Genomic DNA, 21,247 nt, shown 5'->3' with positions numbered 1-21,247 from the left:
TAGTAAAAACCAAACATGGAAGAAAACCAAAAACCACCAGTAGTATCAAAAAAAGTAATAATTCCATTTATCCTAATAACGTCTTTATTTGCTCTTTGGGGTTTTGCCAACGCGGTAACAGACCCAATGGTTCAGGCGTTTAAAAAAATATTGGAACTATCAAATGCACAAGCTTCATGGGTGCAAATGGCTTTTTATGGTGGATATTTCTGTATGGCTTTGCCAGCTGCACTTTTTGTAAGAAAGTACTCGTATAAAGTTGGAGTGTTAATAGGTTTGGCATTATATGCGGGAGGTGCTTTGCTATTTTATCCAGCTGCAATAACAGAACAGTTTTGGTTTTTCTGTTTAGGATTATACATTTTAACTTTTGGTCTTGCTTTTTTAGAAACTACGGCAAATCCCTATATTTTGGCTATGGGCGACCCAAGAACAGCCACTCAAAGGTTGAATTTGGCACAGGCGTTTAACCCGGTGGGGTTAATTCTGGGACTTTTGATTGCGCAACAATTTGTTCTTAAAAATTTGCAATCCGATGATATAGAGAACTATTCTGTTTTGGATGAAGCGAAAAAAGCTTTAATCCGTACATCAGATTTAGCAGTAATACGCGACCCATATGTTATACTGGGATTGGTTATCATTGGGGTTTTCATTTTGATTGCGATTAGTAAAATGCCCCAGGCAAAAGGCGATGGGGAAATTCCAAGTATAGGTAAGACGTTTTCTTCACTTTTTTCAAATAAGAAGTATGGTCTGGGTGTGATTGCCCAAATATGTAATGTAGGGGCACAAATTATGTGCTGGACCTATATTTATCAATATGCAGAGGCAATTGGTATAGATAGTGAAACTGCTGCCAACTATCAATTTGCTGCATTTATCCTTTTCTTGGTCGGTCGGGCTATTGGAACATATATGCTGCGTTTTGTTTCATCGGGCAAATTACTTATGTACTTTTCCCTTTTAGCAGGCTTAGTGGCCGTTGGCGCAATCGCAATTGAAGGCATACTTGGGTTATATTGTTTAGTTGCGGCATCTTTTTTCATGTCCTTGATGTTTCCTACTATATATGGCACAGCATTGGAAGGATTGGATGAAGAACAATCTAAAATTGGAGCCGCTGGTCTTGTTATGGCCATAGTGGGAGGGGCCGTAATGCCAGGTTTGCAAGGTTTGATAATTGATGCAGGTGGAACAGGGGTAAACGATACCAAAATCTTAGGTGTGGCGGAAGTTAATTTTTCTTTTGTACTACCTTTAGTGTGTTTTCTGTTGATTGCATTTTACGGTAATAAAGTGCATAAACTACATTTAGGGAAATAAAAAATAATAATGAAACGTCATTGTTTTGCATTGGATTTAAAAGATGATTCTGAATTAATTTTGGAGTATAAAAAATACCATCAAAATGTATGGCCAGAGATTATTGAAAGCATTAAAACCTCAGGAATAGAAAAATTGGATATCTATTTGGTGGAAAATAGGTTATTTATGATAATGGATGTTGATGATACCTTCTCATTTGAAGCAAAACAAAAAAAAGACGAGAATAACCCAAAAGTCCAAGAATGGGAAACCTTGATGTGGAAATATCAACAAGCACTTCCAAAAGCAGAACCGGGAGAAAAATGGAGATTGATGGAACATATTTTTGAATTATGAGCAAGAAATTATCATTAAATACAAACTACCCTTCCATATCCGACTTAAGGGAAAGGGCTAAGAAAAAAATTCCAAAGTTTGCATTTGAGTACTTGGATGGAGGTTGCAACGAAGATGTCAATCTGCATAAAAATACTGCTGAGATTCGAGATGTTGAGTTGTTGCCCTACTATTTGAGTAAACATACTGGGTCTAACATGAAAACCAATCTCTTTGGTCAAACATATGATGCACCTTTTGGAATAGCACCAGTTGGATTACAAGGACTTATGTGGCCCAATTCCCCGGAAATCTTGGCAAAAGCAGCTTTTGAGCATAACATTCCTTTTATATTAAGTACGGTAACCACAAGCAGCATTGAACGAGTTGCTGAAATAACCGAGGGAAAAGCGTGGTTTCAATTGTACCATCCAGCGGAGAATAGTTTACGGGATGATATCATCAAAAGAGCTGATGCTGCCGAATGCCCTGTGCTGGTAATCCTGTGTGATGTGCCAACATTCGGTTTTAGGCCAAGAGATATAAGAAACGGATTGGCCATGCCACCAAAAATGAACATAAAGAATATAATCCAAGTTTTTGGCAGACCACATTGGGCTTTACAAACCCTTAAATATGGACAACCAAACTTTCAGACTTTAAAACCATATATGCCCAAAAACTTGGATTTGAAACAATTGGGAAAATTCATGGACCAAACCTTTTCTGGTAGGCTTAACGAAGAAAAAATTAAGCCTATACGGGATATGTGGAAAGGGAAGTTGGTGTTAAAAGGTGTTGCAAACGAAGCTGATGCAGAAAAAGCCATAAAGTTAGGTCTTGATGGTGTTATTGTATCCAATCATGGAGGAAGACAATTAGACGCCGGTGAATCCACGATTAAACCACTTTCTCGGATAGCGGAAAAATATGGAGATAAAATTACGGTAATGATGGACAGTGGTCTGCGCTCTGGACCGGATGTTGCTAGATCGCTAGCATCTGGAGCAGCATTTACCTTTATGGGAAGATCTTTTATGTATGGCGTTTCTGCATTGGGTAAAAAAGGAGGGGATCATACCATATCATTATTAAAAACAGAGCTTCAACAAGTAATGGAACAAATTTGCTGTGAAAAAATAGAAGATTTTCCAGCGCATTTAATCAAAAAATAAAAATTTTCAGAATTAGAGATTAAACATGGAAATAAAAAAAGTTTTAGTTGCCAATAGAGGGGAAATTGCAATTCGTATTTTTAGGGCCTGCGTTGAAATTGGCTTAAAAACAGTTGGGATTTATACATATGAAGATAGGTACTCCTTACACCGTTATAAAGCGGATGAGTCATATCAGATTGGAGAAGATGCAGACCCCTTAAAACCATACTTGGACATAGATGCGATAATTACAATCGCTAAAAAGAATAATGTTGATGCTATTCATCCCGGGTATGGCTTTTTATCTGAAAATGCCGAATTGGCGCAAAAATGTGCTAACAACGAAATCGTTTTCGTAGGTCCAAAAGTTTCGGTTTTAAAGGCCCTGGGAGATAAAATAACTGCAAAAGAGGTCGCGGTAGCGAATAATGTTCCCATTATCAGAAGTAGTAGCAAAGATTTAGATACTATTAATATAGCTTTAAGTGAAGCTGATATTATTGGATATCCTATTATGCTAAAAGCGGCATCTGGAGGAGGAGGACGTGGAATGCGGGTCATTCGCACTCCTGAGGACTTAAAGAAAGGCTATCCAGAAGCCAAACGTGAAGCCTTGAATGCTTTTGGAGATGATACCGTTTTTTTGGAAAAATTTGTTGAGAATCCGAAGCATATAGAAATTCAGATTGTTGCGGATACCCATGGGAATATTGTCCATCTCTATGAAAGAGATTGTTCCGTGCAACGTCGTTATCAAAAGGTAATTGAATTTGCACCGTCTTTAGGGCTTCCTCAGGAGACTAGGGATAGCCTATATAAATATGCTGTGGATATATGCAAAGCAGTTGACTATAACAATATTGGCACCGTAGAGTTTTTGGTTGATGAAGATGGGAGCATTTATTTTATAGAGGTAAACCCGAGAATACAGGTTGAGCACACCGTTACCGAAATGATTACGAATATCGATTTGGTAAAAGCACAGTTGTTTATTGCTGGTGGATACAAGCTTTCGGATCAACAGATTAAGATAAAGGATCAGGAATCCATCACTATTACTGGATATGCACTACAATGCAGAATTACAACGGAAGATCCAGCCAATGATTTTAAGCCAGATTATGGTGTGGTAACAACCTATAGAAGTGCTTCAGGATTGGGAATTCGTTTAGATGCGGGAAGCATATATCAAGGTGTACGTATCTCTCCCTTCTTTGATTCCATGCTGGTAAAAGTTTCAGCACTGAGCAGGACCTTGGACGGTTCCTGCCGTAAAATGCGTAGGGCATTGGCAGAGTTCCGTATTAGGGGAATCAATACCAACATGGCCTTTTTGGATAATATCTTGAGCCATCCCACATTTAGGGAAGGGAAGGTTACGGTTAACTTTATTAAGAATGAACCAGCACTTTTTGAGATTAAGGAATCTAGAAACCGGGCCAACAAGGTTGTACAGTATTTGGCGGAAACCATCGTTAATGGTAATCCAGATGTAAAAAAGGTAAACCCAGACCACGTTTTTTCAAAACCCATTATACCTACATTTCCCAAAAACGAGCCTTATTCAAAAGGTACTAAAGACTTGTTAACTGAACTGGGTCCCGAGCAATTTGCAGCATGGTTAAAGAATGAAAAAAAGGTTCATTTTACAGATACTACCATGCGCGATGCACATCAGAGTCTTTTGGCGACCCGCATGCGTACTACAGATATGTTGAAGGTTGCTGAAGGTTTTGCAAAGAATCACCCAGACATTTTCAGTATGGAAGTATGGGGAGGCGCTACTTTTGATGTTTGCTTACGATTCCTTAAGGAAAATCCATGGGAGCGTTTGGCATCATTGCGCAAAGCAATGCCCAATTTATTGCTCCAGATGTTGATTCGTGGTTCAAACGGAGTGGGATATACAGCTTATCCGGATAATTTGATTGAAAAATTTGTGGAACAATCCTGGGAAACAGGGGTGGATGTTTTCCGTATTTTCGATTCGCTCAATTGGATGAAATCCATTGCCCCATGTATTGAACACGTACGGAACAGAACTCAAGGACTTGCCGAAGCCTCTATTTGTTATACGGGTGATATTCTTAATCCATCCAAAAGTAAGTATGATTTAAAGTACTACATTCAGCTTGCCAAGGATATTGAAAATGCCGGAGCCCATATTTTGGGGGTAAAGGATATGGCGGGGCTTCTTAAACCGGGAGCGGCATATGAGCTTATTTCGGCTTTAAAATCAGAGATTAATATTCCAATTCATTTGCATACCCATGATACCTCGTCCATTCAGGCGGCAATGTATTTAAAGGCAATTGAGGCTGGGGTTGATGTGGTTGATGTGGCACTTGGTGGACTTTCGGGGCTTACTTCCCAACCTAACTTTAATTCGGTAACGGAAATGCTACGTTTCCACGAGCGTGAAAATAAACTTGACACTGAAAAGCTTGCTGAATATTCAAACTATTGGGAAACCGTAAGAAATTATTATTACCCTTTTGAATCTGGACTTAAGGCAGGAACAGGAGAAGTATACTCCCACGAAATTCCTGGAGGACAATATTCTAATTTAAAAGGTCAAGCGATTGCCTTGGGATTGGAAGATAAGTTTCCGGAGGTGACCAAGATGTATGGAGAGGTCAATGAACTTTTTGGGGATATAGTTAAGGTTACACCAAGCTCCAAAGTAGTTGGAGATATGGCACAGTATTTAATCAGTAATGGTTTGACCGTTGAAGACGTTTTGGAACGTGGAGAGACTATTTCCTTTCCGCAATCGGTAATCAGTTTCTTTAGAGGAGACTTAGGACAACCTGTTGGTGGTTTTCCAAAAAAGCTTCAGAAAATCATTTTAAAGGATGAAAAACCCTATACGGATAGGCCAAATGCCCATCTGGAACCTATAGACTTTGACAAGGAATTTAAAGCGTTCAAACGAAAATTTAAGAAAGGAATGGGTCGTGATTTGCAGATAACCGATTTTCTTTCCTATAAATTGTACCCAAAAGTTTTTCAAGATGCATATGATCACCATGTACTCTATGGAAATGTACTGAACATACCGACCAAAAATTTCTTCTACGGCATGGATGTAGGAGAGGAGATTATGGTTGAAATTGACCAGGGAAAAAACATTTTGGTGCAATTGCAATTGGTTGGAGAACCTGACAGTTCCGGTAACGTGAACCTGTTCTTTAAAGTGAATGGCCAGTTGAGCAACGTCATTGTTAAGGATAAGTCCATTAAAGTTGAGAAAAAGGAGAATGTAAAAGCCGATACTTCCAACCCAAAGGAAATAGGGTCTCCATTGCAAGGGTTATTGTCAAATGTTCTTGTAAAGAAAGGTCAGGAAATAAAGAAAAATCAGCCTTTATTCATTATTGAAGCCATGAAAATGGAAACCACGGTTACCGCTACAGAAGAAGGAATTGTGGAGCGTATTCAATTGACATCTGGTTCGCTAGTAAACAGCGATGATTTGATTCTGGTTTTGAAATAGGAACAGTTTATTAGATGCTAGGACTTTGTTCTAATCCATAAATAATTTAGGCAAGAACAATGAAATCTCAGGGAAAAGGGTAACGAGAATTAAAACCAGGAATGATATCCCCAGAAAGGGAAGACTGGATTTACTGACCTCGGTCATTGAAACTTTTCCTATGCTTGATGAAACAAATAAACAGATACCTACTGGTGGTGTTGTCAAGCCAATCATAAGATTGAGCACAGCGATTACCGCAAAATGAATTGGGTCTACTCCAACGGCCAATGCAACTTTCAACAAGATTGGAAAAAGAACCAATAGTGCTGCAATGGTTTCCATAAAGGTTCCCACGAATATCAACAATATGTTTATCAAGAGTAAGACCACAAATTTATTGTTTGAAAAATCAAGTATCCCTTCGGAAATTACTTGAGGAAGTCTTTCTGTAAGCAAGATCCAGCCAAATAAATTGGCAAATCCGATTAAGACCATCAGTGAGGCAGAGGTCTTCATCGAATCCAGAACAATGTGCTGAATATTTTTTAGGTTGAGTTTTTTATAAACGAATGTGCCTATTAGCAATGCATATAAAACAGCTATAATTGAAGCTTCGGTAGGGGTGAAGATGCCACCAACAATTCCAAAGAGGATTATAAAAGTCATTAAAAGTGACCAAAATGTATCTAAAAAACCTTTGGCTACCTGCTTAAAACTACTTCTTGGGTGTTTTGGATATTTTCTTTTTTTTGAGATGTAATACGCAACTCCCATCATTCCCATACCCAATAATAAACCTGGAATAGCTCCTGCAAGGAACAATCGGCCAACAGACAAACCACTTAATGTTGCAGCTATGATCATAGGGACACTAGGAGGAATAATTGGCCCAACGGTGGAAGATGAGGCTGTTACAGCACATGAAAAACCAGCCTCATAGCCTTCTTTTTTCATGGCTGGAATTATAACAGCACCTATACTTGCCGTATCGGAAATGGCTGTTCCAGAAATTCCAGCAAAGAGCATGGAAGTTCCAATATTTGCCAAAGCCAACCCACCTCGAATATGCCCCATAAGGTGATTGCAAAACGCTATGATTTTTTCCGTTAACCCTCCTGCATTCATCAGATTTCCGGATAAAATAAAACCAGGGACGCTCAGAAGAATAAATACATCGATTCCAGAATACATCTTGGCTGGAAGTATAACTAAAGGTATTCCCTTTACCAGAACATAGGCCAAACAGGATATTCCCAATGAAAAAGCAATTGGAAACCTGAGGACAAGACAAACAATAAAAACTAGTATCAGAACTGCTATCATTTGGTTTTTTTGAGGTTGGTTTTTAAACTGTAAAATGCATAAATGCAAATAGATAAAGACATTACAACAATACTTGTAAATGCAATGGCCATGGGTGCACCCAAGCTAGGCGAACTTTCAGGGATTCCCAAAGCAACGTACTGCAATGCAAAAATCCCAACAATAGAAAACAGCACAAAAATTGAGAGGGAAATGAGGACATCTACGATTTGTTGGTGTTTGGTTTTTAATTTGTTGTAAAATATATCCAAACTCACATAATAGTCATCCTTCATTGCCAATCCAGCTGCAAAACTCATTGCATACACAAAAAAGAAACGTGAAGCTTCCTCTGTCCAAGACGGTGCGCTATCCATTAAAAACCTTGCATAAATTTGTGTCAATGTTGCACTTAAAAACCCAAAGGTGCTAACAAGGGTTCCAAGTTTCAGTATGCGTTCAATGAGTTTTTTCATCTCTTTGCTTTTTCATTTCTTGAACTTGGTAGTATATTTTTTTCATTTCTGGAGACAAGCTATTAAATAGGGCATCACTACACTTCTGGTTAAAAGCATCTTTGTCAACCTCAATAAGGGTCATTCCCTTGTCTTTCAACTCTTGCTGTACACTTTTTTCATTGTTGATAAAAAGTCGATGTTCATAGTGTACCATTTCGGCAGCGCACTCGTCAAATATTTTCTTTAGGTCATCAGGAAAAGATTGATATTGCTTTTCACCAATTACAGGATAGGTCCAGCTTACAACATGTGCTGTCAGGTTAATATATTTTTGCACCTCTGAAAATCCCGCGCTATTGATCATTGCAAAAGGATTTTCTTGAGCTTGAATGGTTCCTTGCTGCAAGGAGGTAAATACCTCAGAAAATGCCATGGGAGTTGGTTTTGCTCCTAAGGCTTCCCACGCTGTTACAAATGAGGGTACACTTGGAACACGTATAATAAGGCCTTTTAAATCATCTGGATGCTTGATGGCTCTATTTGAGGTAAGGTGCCTGGGTCCTCTCTGAAAATACCCCATGGTTCTTAACCCAGTTTTGGTTCGCATTTCACTATCAATCTTTTGTCCGATAGGACCATTGATAAGGTTTTGCATGTCTATGGAATCCCTTAATAAAAAGGGCATTTCACTAAATGCAACAATTTCAATCCAATTGTTAAGCATGGAACCTGTAGTGGTCATGTCTATTACCCCAGCTTGAATAAGCCGAATTGCCTCTATTTCTTTGGCCAGTTGTTCTGAGTGATAATTTTCAACCTTTATTCTACCATTGGAACGCTCCTCTATTTGTGCCGCAAAATATTCAAAGGCTTGGTACCAGGTATGGTTTTCATTGACCAAGTGGCTTGCCCTCAGCAAAAATTCAGGCTCTTCTTTTTCTTGGCAGCCCAAAAAAAAGAAAACGAAAAAAAGGCCAAATAGTGCTATTCTTTGCATGTAATCCTTTACTATTTAATGGCGATGGGACGACCGGGTGAACCCGTTGCTCCCTTAAATCTTATAGGGGTAAAAATGAATAGGAAATTATAAGTCTTATCCGAAGCCAATTCTTCAAGATTAAGGTTTTCCAAATTAAAAACGCCATTTTGAGCGATCAGAAATTGGTGTACGGGAGCTTCCAAATCTGAATTTGAATTGGGTATAACCTCTGTCCCAAATTGGTCAGATCCTACCATTGTCACATTTTTGTCCACCACCCATTGAGCAACTTCTAATCCTATGCCTGGTGGATTTTTGTTATACGCTTCTGGGGCATTCCAAAGTGTTGCCCATCCAAATCGAAATAATAGAACATCTCCATTTTCAATATCACTTTCTTTTATCCCTTGTTTTTTAAGAGCACCTTTAACGTCATCAACAGTTACTTCATAGCTATTGGGAAGAACGGTGAGATTTTTATATCCGGCAATATCAATTAGAAAACCTTTGGTAATTATCGGCTTTATATGCTCCACTCCAAGCTTTTTAAGTCCTGCACTATCATATATTTCTTCTCCTGTAAATCCGTTATAATAGACATCTTTGATTGAACCATTATCAAATTTCATCTGAGCGCCAACATGTCCTGGGCCATCAAACTGTGTGCCCACTTGACCAATTTCGGTTATCAAAAGTTCTTCATTAAAGATGAGGTTATTTTCACCTACTGGTCCACCACTTGGTGCTCCTGGACTTCTCATTTCATAGATTCTTTTGCCAAAAAGGGGCATTCCAGCTTCGTAAACTTGTCCAAGTTCATATATCTTTCCAGTTTCTACCAATTTGAATGATTGTACTATTTTTTCAGGAGTAATCCAATTTGATGCTCCGGCTTGATCACCTTCACCCCAGATTGGGTGTGGCCACCAAGGTCCTTCTTCTTTGCTCTGGGCCTGAAGCGCTATGAATGGAATCAATAACACCGCAATTAATAGTGCTTTTTTCATTAAAAATTGTGTTTTGATGATATAAACCTCTTTAAGAGTATATGCGATTGATTTTTAAATCTTTCCACCTTACTTTACTTCTGTTAATCGAGATTGATGATTTTAAATTTAGCCAATTCTAGCCTGACCGTACAAGAAAGTACAAAGTTTGTAACAGATGAATCCCAGACCATTACATTACGATCTTAAAAGAAGATGGTTTTTTTAGCAAAAAAACCTTGATTTATGATAGGAGAATGTAAATTAGAATGGTGAGTGCTATTAAAACTATACCCGAAACATTGACCCATCGCCAGCTTTTATCACTAGTATCTTGTTCAATGGTATCTTCATAGTCTTTACTCGGATACATTTTGGATACCGCTAACATAATAATAAAGTTCAGGACAAACTCTATTCCCCAAAGATGAACAAAATGGATGTTGACTTCTAAGATAAATGTTGCAAGTATGTAAAATGCAAAACCAAAAAACAATCCAGCCTTGGCTCCTTTTGCATTTACCTGTTTAACAAAGATACCGGCCAGGATTACGGAGGAGATTGGAATAAAAAAGATTCCATTCAATTCCTGAAGTAAAAAATAAAGACCATCTGGGGCATAGGCCACTAATGGAGCAACTGCAATAGCAACAATGGCCAATATTATGGATACCATTTTACCATAATAAACCAGTTTTTCATCACTAACACTTTTATTGATCAGCTTTTTATAGATGTCATAACAGAAAACTGTGGATGCAGAATTTAAAACACTGTTGAAAGTACTAAGAACTGCTCCCAAGATTACCGCTGCGAAAAAACCATATAAATAAGCTGGCAATACCTTTTTTACCAACATTGGATAAATAAGGTCTGGTGTTTCGTAGTAAGCGTCTTTAAAATAGTAAAAGGCAATCAATCCGGGCAATACGATTATCAATGGCACAAACAGTTTTAAAACACCCGTATAGATTAGGCCTTTTTGCGCCTCAACTAGGTTTTTTGCCCCAAAGGCTCTTTGGATAATGGACTGGTTCATTCCCCAGAAATAAATTTGGTTGATCATTAGCCCGGTAAATAAAACTGAAAATGGTAATACCGAATCTGGTGCTCCAATAATGTCAAATTTATCTGGAGCAAAATCATATACTGTACTTAAACCATCAAATACATTACCTTTTCCTATTTGGTACAATGCTATGGCCGGAATCAACAATCCACCCAACATAAGGCCTATGCCATTTAACGTATCGGAATAGGCAACTGCTTTTAAACCACCAAAAATTGCATATAAGGAACCAATTACTCCTATTGCCAAAACGGTATATAAAAGGCCTTCGCTTTTGGTAATGTTGAACAGTTCAGAAAAATTAAAAACGCTTTCTATGTTTATTGCCCCAGTGTAAAGAACTATTGGAAGTAGCGTAACTACAAAGGAAAGCATCAATAATAATGCAACAACGGATCTTGTAATTCCGTCAAAACGTTTTTCAAGAAACTCCGGAATTGTGGTAAGCCCCATGCGAATAAAACGGGGAAGAAAAAAAATGGCAGCTATCACCAGAGCAATTGCTGAAGTAACCTCCCAAGCAATGACTATAATTCCATTTTTATAGGAACTCCCATTCATTCCTATCAAATGTTCCGTGGAAATATTGGTAAGAATCATGGAACCTGCAATAATAGGCCCCGTAAGGCTTTTTCCTGCTAAAAAGTACTCCTTTCCAGTTTTAAAATTGTCCTTGCGTAATTTATAAATCGTGTAAAAAATCACGAAAAAAGTAAAACCAAAAAAACCGAGGAGTGTCAATAACATTGGAGTTGTGTTGTCTTAAAACTTCAATGTTTCTGGTAAATATTTTGACACTAAGTCTTGGTAATAGGGTTTTAACGCCTGTGCATCCGGTGGAGTGGGAGCTTTGGAGTATAAATCGTATGGATTGAATTTTTTGACCCATTCGAACATTTCATGATCTTTTTCATTCATTAGGTGGGCATAAGCTCCTTCTTTGTGCTGGGCGTAAAAAGAATGATAACGAATAATATACAATGCCGGGTCCGGTAAATGATTTTTCATAATCTGGTACAAATATTCATCATGTCCCCAGCTCATTTTCACATTGTCCAGACCACAGTTAGGTTCATAGACGCCATATTTGGATGTAAACCTTTCATCTGTACTATCGGGATTGTCTTTAAAGAATTCTGGATATACAATTTTGTCCGAAAAACTGCATCCAACAGGAAAAGTGTCTCCAACAACGGCCCATTGCGGTTCACCGAACAAGCACAGCACTTTTCCAATATCATGAATAAAACCCGTAAGTACGAACCAATCTGGATGGCCATCTTGTTTTATGGCTTCTGAAGTTTGTAGCAAATGCTGTAGTTGATCTAAGTCAATATCCGGATCACTATCGTCAACAAGTGTATTAAGGTATTCAACGGCACCCCAAAGCGACATTTCCTTTTTATCAAACTTTAAAAATTCTTTCTCCTTTTCGCAAACAAAGTCATATGTTTGGAAGGTATGGTTTAAACGGTAGAATTCTTTTACCCCTTCAACCCTTTCAGAATCGACATAGTTTCTGAATTCTTCTTTCTCCTTTGCCGTGGCATCAGGATCAGGATATCTTTCCAATAAACTATTTTCCCAATCATCAACTTGATCCATTGGGTTTTTGTCTGTTGCTTTGGAAGAATTCTTCATAGAATTTTAATTTAATGGTATGTTATTTTAAAACATATAGGTCAATTACTCATAGATAAAATTATAATTTCCTGTAAGAGCTTATATGGAGTATTTTGCCAAAAGCATGGATTGATTTTTATATGAAATGACTTATATAATATCCACTCTTACTTCATCTTTTATAAGTTTACTTGGTGGATATCCAAATTGTCTTTTAAAACATCTACTAAAATATAAAGGATCATTAAAACCAACAAGGGTAGTTACTTCTGAAACATTATACTTTTTGGTCTTTAAAAGAATTGCTGATTTCTTCAAACGTACGGTACGAATAAATTCGTTGGGGGCTAAATCCGTCAGCTCTTTAATTTTTCGATATAATTTAGAGGAACTCATACCTAATTCTGCACATAGAAATGCCGTTGTCAGGTCCGTTTCTTTTAGATTTTTATCGATGAGCTGGGTAACTTTTTGCATAAATTTCTCATCAATTGGAGAATGCGTAAGAAGACTTATTTCACTTTCGGCTTCCACAGAAAATTTGGATTTTAATCCCATTCTGGTATTGATGATATTTACTATCCTGGTTCTTAATAGTGATGGATCAAATGGTTTGACTAAGTAACCATCTGCCCCAACATTAAATCCTTTTACCTTATCTTCATTTTCCGAAAGTGCTGTCAAAAGGATTACGGGTATATGGCTAATAAATTCATCACTTTTAAGTGCGGCACAAAACTCCAAACCGTCCATAACGGGCATCATTACATCTGCAACACATATTATGGGTTTGATCTGTTTACAGAGGCTAAGACCTTCTTTTCCATTTTCTGCACTATAAACCTTGTAATAATCCGATAAGTAGTCTATAAGATAATTTCGAAGCTCGGTATTATCTTCTATCACCACAATTTTTTGCTTTAAATTGACAGAATTAAGTATCTTTTTCTTCGGTTTTACCACTTGTACTTCTTTGGTGATTTGATATGGCAATAGCTCATTGATTTCAAAATCCTCATAGAATTTGCGACTAATGGGAACTTTTATGGTGAATATGGTTCCTTCTCCCGACTTACTTTTAAAAGCTATGCTTCCCTTATGCAATTCAACCAAAGATTTTACCAAGGATAGACCTATTCCTGAACCGGTCGTACTTTCTTTACTGTTTCTAGCTTGATAGAATCTGGAAAAAATATTCTTTTGACTGGCTTCGGGAATACCTATTCCATCATCACTTACCTCAATGATCAAATGTTCAGCCATATCATCACTCAACCCTAAAAACAAATCTACGTTGCCATGATTGTTGGAAAACTTCAAGGCATTGGATAATAAATTGTATAGAATTTTGTCCAGTTTGTCTTTATCAATCCAACCTGAAATAGTTTCGTTTTCACAGTTGAAATTAAAAGAAATATTCTTGTTTTTAGCGAGTTCCTTAAAGGATTCAAAAATACTTTTTGATTGTTCCAAAATATCAATTTTTGATACTTTCAATTGTAGTTCGCCCGTTTGTGCTTTTCTAAAATCCAGTATTTGGGTAACCAGGTTCAATAGCCTGTTGGCATTGTGATGGATCAATTTGGCTCTTGTTTCCTGATACTCGTTCTGGGTTTTACCTGCTTGTTTCAACAGGTCCTTTGCTGGACCTAAAATTAAGGTCAAAGGAGTTCTTAATTCATGTGAGATGTTGGTGAAAAATCTAAACTTCTCATTGTTCAGTTTTTCATTTCGTTCTTGTTTCAGTTTTTCAAGCAGCAAAGCTTGCTTTAGCTTCATCCTATTTTTTAATTCTTTTTTACCAAGAAATATGAGAAGGGCTATTATCAATATAAACAGGAAAAATGCTTTGTAAGTAAACCAAAAAGGTGGCAAAACTCTAATATCGAAACTTGCTGTCTCCCCCCAATACCCATTACTGTTACTGGAGCGGACCTTAAATGTATAGTTGTCTGGATATAAATTGGTGTATTGTACGGTTCTTGAACTATTATTGGCCGAAATCCAATTTTCATCAAAACCTTCCAGCATATATTCAAATTGGTTCAATCGCTCATTTGAATAGGAAGGATTTGAGAACTGGATCGAAAAATTGCGGTTGTTATATTTGAGTGTGACCTCTCTTTGAAAATTTAAATCTTTGTCCAAAACAGTTTGTCCATTGATTTCCATTGCTGGGTATACCGTTTTATTTTGGACTTTAAATTCAGAGATAAAAGGTTTTGGAGACCATTGATTTTCTTTTATGGTGTAGGGTGAAAAATGGATAACACCGTTTTTACCTCCTAGAAATATCTTGGAACCTGCTATGTGATAAAAACCACTTGAGCTGAAAACATCTAACCTATTTCCACTTTTAACATGATAAATATTAAGGGCCCCGCTGCTAGGCTTTAATCGACCAATACTGTTATTCATGTTCAGCCAAAGGTTTCCATTAGTATCCATTACCATATCGGTAATCCATTTCCCTATAAGTTCTTTGGGTTCTTTTATGGCGACAAAATTGTTCAATTCTGGTTTGAAGGTGCTTAGGCCCATCCGAGTAGCAGCCCAAACTTTATTATCGGCATCTATTAGTACATCACTGACATTATTGTGTGGCAGCGATTCTTTATCCTCAGTATTGGATTGGTAGATTATTGTACTCTGGGTAGAAATATCATATGTGACCACACCATCTTCCGTTGCAAACCATAATTTTTTATTTTCCTTGTCAAAAGCAATTTTATTTATAGAACTTCCTTCTGCTATTTTGCTTGTAATGAGAATAGGCCTTAGGCTTTTCTTGTGCAATAGTATTGCTCCCTCTCCAAATGAACCAATCGCCATTCTATTTTGGTCTATACTTTTAAAGGTCAAAACAGGCGAAGATTTAAAACCAACATCTATGATATCAGTTTCCTTGGTCACATAATTATATACCAATACTTTGCCATTCCATAGACCACAATAAAAGATCTTTCCATCTGTGGAATAGATACTGGCTATATCTGAAGTTCTGTTGTAAAGCGGGGTGATTAAGTCATCATCAAAAAGGAACAGGCCATTATGCCGTGTTGCAACTATAAGTTTTTCATCAAAAGTCTTGGAAAACCCTCTAATTCCGGGTGCTTGATTGTCAATATGTTCTGAAATACCCTTGTTTAACTTAAATTGATTTTCATAAGGATCGTATTTATCCAAACCGTCCTCGGTTCCAATCCATAAAACATCTGAAGTATCGAAGTAAAGAGAAGATATCAGGTTGTCCACAAGTGAGGTATCATCCGAAAGAATCGTATAATGCCATTCAAACTTTCCTTTTGCAATATCTTCCAATTGATCACAGACCAACAACCCCCCTAAAGTCCCCAGCCAATAACGCCCTTCCGGAGAACGTGCGATTGATACAAAATATGGACCAACTTGATCTCTAGTATAGCTATCATCGATATAGAGGTTTTCAAAAACATCATTTTCCTTGTCCAATTTGTACAAACCACTTCGGGTGCCTACGAAAATATCTGACTTATGATCTTCGTAGATAAAGTTTATATAAGGATTTTTCTCATTGGAAAAAGGAATAGATAGGGAATACGTTATTGTTTGATCAATTTTCCCATAATTATCAAAGTTGAGTTTCGCAATGGATCTTTTTTCATAGCTGCCTATCCAAATATTGCCCTTTTTATCTTCAAAAATTTCTTTTATGTACTCAAAACCTTCGAGAGGTATTTTTTTGAATTTTTTAGATTCAGGATAGAACCTAAATAGGCCTTGGGTTTTTGTACCGACCCAAACGCTTTTCATTTTGTCTACCAGAACCGAACGAATTTCATGGTCCGTGATACTGTTGGGATTATTTTTTTCAGGCAAGAAGGTATCAAAATTATGGGTTTCTATGTCAAGTTTGGTCAGCCCATTTCTGGTACCTATCCAAAGATTATTGGAATCACTGTCAAACTCAAGAGCTGTAATGTCATCATCGTTTAAGCTATTTTCATTGGAAAAAGAACTTAGGTACGATTTAAATTCATAACCATCAAAACGATTAAGGCCTGAAAAGGTGCCCAACCAAAGAAAACCGTTATTATCCTGGACAATATGACGGACCGAGTTGTGGGACAACCCACTATTATCATTATAATGCTCAAACTTTATGTTTTGTGCATATAAAAAAGTTATGCCACTGATAAACAGTAGAAGGCATACTTGTTTTTTGATTGCAAAACATAATTTGAATAACATACTACAATTTACATTTTTAATAATTAAAGAGCATTCTTTTTAGGATTACAATCGCTCTATTGTATTAGTTTTTAGATTAATCATAAAATTTCCGGATGGATGCCCATGCATCGCCTTATAAAAAATATTGCCCCAAAGCGACATTTCCAAATTTTCACAATTCATCAAGTGCTTGCATACCAATTCATATTGTGCCAATCTTTTGCTACCAATCTTTCCTTTTGCCAATTCTCCTGCGTTTCTCAATTTGTAGAAATCATATACCATATCTAAACCGGTCCATTTATTTAGAGCCATATATTCAGGTTTATTTTTACTGAGTTTGTCAATTGAGGGGATTGACTTGGTGTTCTTTAGTTCCAATTTTAATAAATCATTCCCAGTCGACTTTTCTAATTTTGTGATAAGTTCAGCTGGCCAATCGTTTTTCAAAAAACGTAAGCGTACGAGTTCTTTTAGATGCTGTTCAGTAAAATTGATATAGGTTTTAGATGCTAATATTTCTTTATCCCAAATCGTATTTGTTGCCGATTTTTTTAGATGTTGATGTTCTTGCTCATACAACCGGAAAAGGGAATTGAAATTTGAAACGGAATCCACGACAACAGTCTCTATTTCCATTTCTTCTTTTGAATTGATGGTAAGTATTTTGAAAGCTGGTATATAGCCAGCCAAAGAGGGTGTTTGAATGTTATAGAGTGTTTTTCCGCTTGTGGATTTATGGATTCCCGTATCATTCATATGCATATGACCGCCAAAATGAAGCTGTATTCCTAAATCAGTAAATAATTCTGCAATGGTATCTTTTGGAACTCTATGCATCTGCATCTTGTCCTTCCCAAAAAGCTGCTCCATTTCTTTGGAAGCTCCATCATAAAATTCTACCATGGGATAATGGCTAAAAGCTATCAAAATCTTTTTCTGCTTTTCCGCTTCCAAAGAAACTTTTCGTATCCAAGGTAGTAGATGTTTTTTATGGGTCAATATATTATTATACCCAATACTGGCACTGGAGGTTTCGTTGGTTTTAGAAGAATTGCCACTTGGAATATATATGTTTGCATCTATACCCAATAACCAAATGTCTTTTATAGGTTCCACCAAATAACTGGCATCCGGAATGGAAATCTGTTTTTCATTATCCGAGAATTTTCTTTTTTCCACTGCTGAAATTGAAGCAGCTGCGGTTAATGTATAATTATCATAATCGTACATTGAAAAGGGTGTTTCCCAATACAAAAATTCTTTTTTCGGAAAAAAACCAAAGGATGATAGTTCATTTAAAATCTCTAAATATCCCCATTGTTTAATTTCGGACGAGATTATAGGATGCAATTTATGATTGTTGTTTATAAGAGAGCTATCGCTTAAAATGGCTAGCTCATTGCCTTGAGCGCCTAGAAAATTAGTTTTTCCAGCTTCTCTGCTATAAGGCCTCACAGGATCATGGTTACCGGTGGTCAGAAAAAACTGGATACCATGGTTTACTATATAATCATCTAGTATTTTTTTTAGTGCCTTAATATTTATGGGTTGCCCGTCATCACTAAAATCACCAGGTAAAACAACAAGAGTTATGTTTCTTGAGACAATTTCATCCAAAGCTGTTTTAAAAGCGAAATAATTCTCGTTAAATAATCGCGTTGATCGCAGTTGCGACCCCATTGTTCTTATGGTATTGTAACTACCGGTAGTAGGATTCTTGATTCCCTTGTAATTGGCATCGGTGAAGTTCGCATGAATATCCTGTAGATGCACATCGGCCAAAAAGGCAATTTTGATAGGTTTTGAAATCGTTTTTTGTTCGCTTTTGCATGAGCCAATAACCAAAAAACAGAGAATCTGAATAAAATAAAAGTAAGATCTATTTTTCATTAAGGCTCTCTTTTAATTGTTCATTCTTTCATAGCTGCCGTCCTTAAAAATAATTTGAAACTGCGATGGAAACAATTGTGAGGGAATATAGTAGTCAGTCGATATGACCTGTGCCCCTGAAGCTTTTGCTTTTTCGAATCTGTTATAGTCCATGGTTCGGGCTTCTTTGGTACCTGCATCCGCTCGGGTCCTAATCATATAACCTTTGGTTACTAATTCTTTTATATAATCGAAATCTTTAACAGGGTCGTTAATAATCCGAAAAGCAGCTTCTGGATTACCTTCCGGACTGTTTACAAAAAGCATTCGATTTTTTAATGAGGGATGGTTTTTAATATAGCGGTCGATTTTTTCCTTTTTCTCGTCCAAAACAAAGAGGAATCGACCTTTTACTGAACCCAGTTCTGGCCAACCTTTTTCTAAAATGGCATTTTCCAAGCTTGGAAAATCTCCTCGTACCATATCTGGTGTAATCAATTGCTCTAATGGGAACACACTTTTTATTTCCATATCAATGCTATCAAGAGCGGCAGTTGTGAAGGGTAATGGTTTTTTGGTTTGCGGAACTTGGCTATCCTTTGCATTTATCAATATTATGATCGGAGTGTGGTTTAGATTCTTATCTGACCATTTTTTTAGCTCTTTCAAACCGTTCTTAAAAAGTAGTTGGTGGCTTCTAAAGTCAATATCCTGAACATGGAACATTTTTAAACCAGGCTGTTCCAATATTTTCTTTTCATCAAAGGGCAAAGGCACCGCGCCTCTTTTTTTTACAATTTCTATTCCGCCGGGATTGGCAAATCTTCCACCAAGAGGGTCATGAAAAATATCAAGTTCTAAATTTCTAAGGCCTAAATTCAATTGCTCAGTTAGTGAAGGATGTCCATATTGCAGTGATTCTGCCGTGCGGGAATCATGTTCAAAAAGATATTCCCATAAGGGTTGCTCTATTGGTATTTTATAACTGTTATGACTTCCAATGACCTGAATTTGATTTAAAGCCTCTTTTTGGATTTGGCCTTGACAATTTACCATGACAAGTACACAAAAAGAAAGTAGCATATTGAGGTAATTCTTTTTCATCACTTGTAAGCCTTATATATAAAAATTGATATTATTTTATAAAATCTACATTCGTCAGTTTTACTACAATTGGATTGGGCCAGATTTTATCATTATATAATCTATGAGCTTTACTTATTGATATTTCTAAAGAATTTTCATGTTGCGTAAATGTGGAAATAGGATTGTTTTCTGGCCAATATTCTACTACCAAATCGTTTTGTCCCAATACCGATATAGTAGTCTTCTCTGTAGCTTTCAGGTATTTTATTAAAAAATTCCTGCGGAATCCTTTAAACCAATCTTTTTGACCGGTAATAAAAACATACACAGCATTTTCTTTTTCATTCTGTGTAAACCATAAATCACCATCTTTTATTTTATGGGGTAAAGGGCGAATATTCTTGATAGCTTCATTATTAACAAACGTCCAGAGTGCTACTTCCCTTAAACGTTCTTCTTGTTCAATTGGTAATTCGCCATTCGGTTTTGGTCCTACGTTTAAAAGGAAATTACCCCCTTTTGCGCGAATTTCTATTAGTTTATTGATGAGGTCTGTTCCAGGTTTATAAGTTTCATTTGTTGGTTTATATTGCCATTGCGTACCCATGGTCATACAGGTTTCCCAAGGCCCTTTCATAGCCACATCAGGGATTTTTTGTTCCGGTGTGTTCATTTCACCACGAGTTACAACTACATCCGGGTATTTGGAATGCACGTATTGTACTATTGGTCCTTTTTCAAAAGAATCAAAAAACACCATGTCTATTTTTCCATAATTTGTAAATAACTCATCCAGTTGCTTTAAATCATACGCTAAAAGCTCTGGGTTATCAGTTACCTGACTCATGTGTCGTTTCCTGGAAATTAAGGTTCCTTGTTCATGAAGGAAATGAAAATCTTCAGGTGAAAAATAGATGCCCACTTTAATACCAAACTTCCTTAAGGAATTGAATAACATTTCCGTTATATCTTTTCCGTAAGGGGTGTTCATTATGCTAAAATCTGTTGTCTTGGTATCCCACATACAAAAGCCATTATGGTGTTTAGTGGTAAAAACAACATATTCTGCCCCAGCTAATTTGAACAATCTGGCCCATTCATCTGAATCAAACTTGTTTGGATAGAACGTTTTGGGAAGTTCATTTATATATCTATCCAGATAATCATCTGAAGCTCCTACCATAGAATGGCTTATAACACTGCCCAACTGGGAATCCATGCTCCAGTGAACAAATATTCCAAAGCCCATATCCATAAAATCTTGTTCGAGCGCTGGTTTGTTCTTAAGCTGTCCTGAAAGCGTAAAACCTATTAAGCATAAAAGTGGAAAAAGCCGCATAATGTTATAAATGTTGTTTAATCCTTAAGTTTTGACAATCTA

The 21,247-nt window shown here is 36.9% G+C and carries 14 protein-coding genes; 4 read left to right on the top strand and 10 right to left on the bottom strand.

Annotated features, from left to right (window positions below):
* Positions 1–15: 15 nt before the first annotated feature.
* Genes fucP through AAY42_RS06400 form a run of 4 tightly spaced genes read left to right on the top strand, consistent with a single transcriptional unit; the run spans position 16 to position 6,297 of the window.
* Positions 16–1,326: an L-fucose:H+ symporter permease gene (gene fucP / locus AAY42_RS06415; RefSeq protein ID WP_055393457.1), complete on the top strand. Its 1,311-nt coding sequence runs from the start codon at positions 16–18 to the stop codon at positions 1,324–1,326.
* A 9-nt stretch (positions 1,327–1,335) separates the two neighbouring features.
* Positions 1,336–1,665, top strand: coding sequence for an L-rhamnose mutarotase (locus AAY42_RS06410; RefSeq protein ID WP_055393455.1), 330 nt, complete (start codon positions 1,336–1,338; stop codon positions 1,663–1,665).
* Positions 1,662–2,819 carry an alpha-hydroxy acid oxidase gene (locus AAY42_RS06405; protein WP_055393454.1) on the top strand — a complete coding sequence of 386 codons (1,158 nt, stop codon included), beginning with the start codon at positions 1,662–1,664 and terminating at the stop codon, positions 2,817–2,819. The genes AAY42_RS06410 and AAY42_RS06405 overlap by 4 nt, the downstream gene beginning before the upstream one ends.
* A gap of 25 nt (positions 2,820–2,844) precedes the next feature.
* The gene (locus AAY42_RS06400; protein WP_055393452.1) at positions 2,845–6,297 is read left to right on the top strand and encodes a pyruvate carboxylase; all 3,453 of its coding nucleotides are present in this window, start codon (positions 2,845–2,847) and stop codon (positions 6,295–6,297) included.
* A gap of 30 nt (positions 6,298–6,327) precedes the next feature.
* Here the strand turns inward: AAY42_RS06400 and AAY42_RS06395 are convergent, their stop codons facing one another.
* The 10 genes from AAY42_RS06395 to AAY42_RS06350 all read right to left on the bottom strand — a co-directional run bounded on the left by AAY42_RS06395 (position 6,328) and on the right by AAY42_RS06350 (position 21,205).
* Positions 6,328–7,602, bottom strand: coding sequence for a TRAP transporter large permease (locus AAY42_RS06395; RefSeq protein ID WP_055393451.1), 1,275 nt, complete (start codon positions 7,600–7,602; stop codon positions 6,328–6,330).
* Complete coding sequence (locus AAY42_RS06390; protein ID WP_055393449.1) at positions 7,599–8,057, bottom strand: TRAP transporter small permease; 459 nt, start codon at positions 8,055–8,057, stop codon at positions 7,599–7,601. The genes AAY42_RS06395 and AAY42_RS06390 overlap by 4 nt, the downstream gene beginning before the upstream one ends.
* A complete protein-coding gene (locus AAY42_RS06385) occupies positions 8,041–9,036 on the bottom strand; it encodes a TRAP transporter substrate-binding protein (protein ID WP_055393447.1) in 996 nt (331 codons plus the stop codon). Before AAY42_RS06385 ends, AAY42_RS06390 begins: the two co-directional genes overlap by 17 nt.
* An 11-nt stretch (positions 9,037–9,047) precedes the next feature.
* Entirely contained in the window at positions 9,048–10,025 is a 978-nt protein-coding gene (locus AAY42_RS06380) for a cyclase family protein (RefSeq protein WP_055393446.1), read from the bottom strand.
* A 223-nt stretch (positions 10,026–10,248) separates the two neighbouring features.
* The gene (locus AAY42_RS06375; RefSeq protein WP_055393444.1) at positions 10,249–11,820 is read right to left on the bottom strand and encodes a solute:sodium symporter family transporter; all 1,572 of its coding nucleotides are present in this window, start codon (positions 11,818–11,820) and stop codon (positions 10,249–10,251) included.
* A 15-nt stretch (positions 11,821–11,835) separates the two neighbouring features.
* Positions 11,836–12,714, bottom strand: a complete 879-nt coding sequence (locus AAY42_RS06370) for an inositol oxygenase family protein (protein WP_055393442.1) — start codon at positions 12,712–12,714, stop codon at positions 11,836–11,838.
* Between the two features lie 132 nt (positions 12,715–12,846).
* A complete protein-coding gene (locus AAY42_RS06365) occupies positions 12,847–16,926 on the bottom strand; it encodes a hybrid sensor histidine kinase/response regulator transcription factor (RefSeq protein WP_055393440.1) in 4,080 nt (1,359 codons plus the stop codon).
* Positions 16,927–16,971: 45 nt separating this feature from the next.
* Positions 16,972–18,801, bottom strand: a complete 1,830-nt coding sequence (locus AAY42_RS06360; RefSeq protein ID WP_055393438.1) for a metallophosphoesterase family protein — start codon at positions 18,799–18,801, stop codon at positions 16,972–16,974.
* 12 nt (positions 18,802–18,813) lie between these two features.
* The gene (locus AAY42_RS06355; protein ID WP_082433344.1) at positions 18,814–19,884 is read right to left on the bottom strand and encodes a phosphatidylinositol-specific phospholipase C1-like protein; all 1,071 of its coding nucleotides are present in this window, start codon (positions 19,882–19,884) and stop codon (positions 18,814–18,816) included.
* A 31-nt stretch (positions 19,885–19,915) separates the two neighbouring features.
* On the bottom strand, positions 19,916–21,205 hold the full coding sequence (locus AAY42_RS06350) for an alpha-L-fucosidase (protein ID WP_055393436.1): 1,290 nt from the start codon (positions 21,203–21,205) through the stop codon (positions 19,916–19,918).
* Positions 21,206–21,247 lie beyond the last annotated feature (42 nt).

The organism is Flagellimonas eckloniae (assembly GCF_001413955.1).
Classification (GTDB): domain Bacteria; phylum Bacteroidota; class Bacteroidia; order Flavobacteriales; family Flavobacteriaceae; genus Flagellimonas; species Flagellimonas eckloniae.
This window is presented reverse-complemented; position numbering and strand designations above follow the sequence as displayed.